Raw genomic sequence first — 980 nt, 5'->3', positions numbered from 1 at the left:
CGATCCGCTGGGTGGCATCAACACCTTGTGGCCGCTGTTCGGCATCTCCAACCAGATGCTGGCCGGTATCGCCCTGATGCTCGCCACCGTGGTACTGATCAAGATGAAGCGCCAGCGCTACGTCTGGGTCACGCTGCTGCCGGCGAGCTGGTTGCTGATCTGCACCACCACCGCGGGCCTGATCAAGCTGTTCGACGCCAACCCGGCGATCGGCTTTTTGGCCCTGGCGCGCAAATACAACGATGCCCTGGCCGCCGGCCAGGTCCTGGCCCCGGCCAAGAGCATCGAGCAGATGCAGCACGTGGTGTTCAACGCCTACACCAACGCAACGCTGACGGTGTTGTTCCTGTTCGTGGTCTTCAGCATCCTGTTCTACGCCCTCAAGGTCGGCATCGCCGCCTGGGGCACCAAAGAACGCACGGATAAAGAAGCGCCATTCCAGGCCGTGCCGGACGCTTGATAGGGGATTGCAACGATGTTCAATGACTTGAGTCGCCTCGGTAAATACCTCGGTCAGGCCGCCCGCCTGATGGTCGGCATGCCCGACTACGACAACTACGTCGAGCACATGCAAACCAAGCACCCGGACAAACCGTTGATGGACTACGAGGCGTTCTTCCGCGAACGCCAGGAGGCCCGTTACGGTGGCAAGGGCGGGCCCAAGTGCTGTTGAGTTGAGCTAAACCCAACCCCCATGTGGGAGCGGGCTTGCTCGCGATGGCGGTGGGTCAGTTACGATCATGTTGACTGACACTCCGCCATCGCGAGCAAGCTCGCTCCCACAGTTGTTTCTGGGGCGCTCAGAATTTGCATACGCCACAGATCCCTTGTGGCGAGGGAGCTTGCTCCCGCTGGCGTGCGAAGCAGGCCCCGGCGGTTCTTCAGGCCGACCGTATCAGCCGGTTTTGCGACTGCTGCGCAGCCGAGCGGGAGCAAGCTCCCTCGCCACAGGGTAGTTGTCTGGCTTGATTGCGCTGTTG

2 protein-coding genes are annotated in these 980 nt (G+C 61.6%); both read left to right on the top strand.

Features of this window, described 5'->3' with window-relative positions; all coding sequences use genetic code 11:
- On the top strand, positions 1 to 460 hold a 460-nt coding region (locus BM300_RS10755; protein WP_305883537.1), incomplete at its 5' end, for a carbon starvation CstA family protein.
- Between the two features lie 15 nt (positions 461 to 475).
- Entirely contained in the window at positions 476 to 673 is a 198-nt protein-coding gene (locus BM300_RS10750) for a YbdD/YjiX family protein (RefSeq protein WP_003201656.1), read from the top strand.
- Positions 674 to 980: the final 307 nt, after the last annotated feature.

It is taken from the genome of Pseudomonas sp. NFACC46-3 (assembly GCF_900114515.1).
GTDB lineage: Bacteria > Pseudomonadota > Gammaproteobacteria > Pseudomonadales > Pseudomonadaceae > Aquipseudomonas > Aquipseudomonas fluorescens_Q.
This window is presented reverse-complemented; position numbering and strand designations above follow the sequence as displayed.